This window comes from Flammeovirga sp. OC4 (assembly GCF_000812565.1).
Classification (GTDB): Bacteria; Bacteroidota; Bacteroidia; order Cytophagales; family Flammeovirgaceae; genus Flammeovirga.
The window spans coordinates 1-1032 of the sequence record NZ_JTAM01000170.1; the positions used below are offsets into that span (position 1 = coordinate 1).

2 protein-coding genes are annotated in these 1032 nt (G+C 32.2%); both read left to right on the forward strand.

The window, feature by feature from the left end; genetic code table 11:
* Positions 1 to 52 precede the first annotated feature (52 nt).
* The gene (locus PL77_RS29810) at positions 53 to 634 is read left to right on the forward strand and encodes a hypothetical protein (protein WP_044213693.1); all 582 of its coding nucleotides are present in this window, start codon (positions 53 to 55) and stop codon (positions 632 to 634) included.
* The gene (locus PL77_RS29815; protein WP_156152617.1) at positions 579 to 983 is read left to right on the forward strand and encodes a hypothetical protein; all 405 of its coding nucleotides are present in this window, start codon (positions 579 to 581) and stop codon (positions 981 to 983) included. Before PL77_RS29810 ends, PL77_RS29815 begins: the two co-directional genes overlap by 56 nt.
* Positions 984 to 1032 lie beyond the last annotated feature (49 nt).

Sequence of the window (1032 nt, forward strand, 5' to 3'; positions counted from 1 at the left end):
ATTATTGGAATAAAGTGAATGTGGTGTTTATCGAATGTTGTAACCAATTAAAATGGAGAACATTTACCAGGATATAAAACTTCTATCTGAAGCGTTTAGGAACGTAACTCTTGCTATTGGAGCGGTTGGTGGTGGTATTTGGACTTTAAGAAAGTTCAATTTATTAAATCAAAAAAAGATAGCTAAACTTCAAGTTGAAAAGCTGGAGAAAGAATTAAAGATTCAACCAGTCTTAAAAATCAATATTCTCGAACCTCAACATGTTAAGGGTAACATCTTTAAATTGGTCATAAAACTGGAAAACACGGGAAACGATGATGAATTCCTTCAATTTTCTTCTCCTCCTCTGTCGATAGCGAAAATAAATGTGGTCAATGCCGATTACCATTATTCAAAGCCAACAAAATTCGATATTGAATTCCCTGGTAAAAATGGAAATAGTGTTGTACCAAATACAATTTTGCGAAAAGGAATGAGTAAAGAGTATGTTTTCTTACTACCAATTTTAAATACGGGAAGCCACTTCATACACTTCGAAGTTCCAATTGGAAATAGAAATAACTTAAAATACAAGGAATATGAACAACCTAAATGGACAAAATCTGAAGTTTACCTTTTGGATATTGATAATTAGTTTCACTACCAACTGCTATTCCCAAGATGTGATTATTGATTATCCTGAAATAGTCTCATCGTTCAAAAAAATTAACCAATCAGATCTAGATGACAATTATGTTCAACGACTAAGAGCTGTTGGTGTAGAGGTTAACAATCTATCAAATTCCCTAAGTCGCAGAGAAGAAGAAATAAAGGAAAGAATATTGTCCACATATTCTTTATTTATAGACGAGTTTTTGGTAGACAATAGGGATGAAAGTGCATTACTGCAGTACCACAATATTCTTTACAGCATATCAGAGAATCATCAGAAAAATAATAACCTGACAAAAGAACTAATCGAACTAAAAGAGTTAATTGAATAACTGGTTACAATAATTAGGGTTTAGTTTGGTCTTCAGACCCAAAAATTAA

What these genes read in the sequence shown, in the direction of transcription:
- PL77_RS29810 (WP_044213693.1), top strand. Translation starts at nt 53, where the DNA reads ATGGAGAACATTTACCAGGATATAAAACTTCTATCTGAAGCGTTTAGG.
- PL77_RS29815 (WP_156152617.1), top strand. Translation starts at nt 579, where the DNA reads ATGAACAACCTAAATGGACAAAATCTGAAGTTTACCTTTTGGATATTG.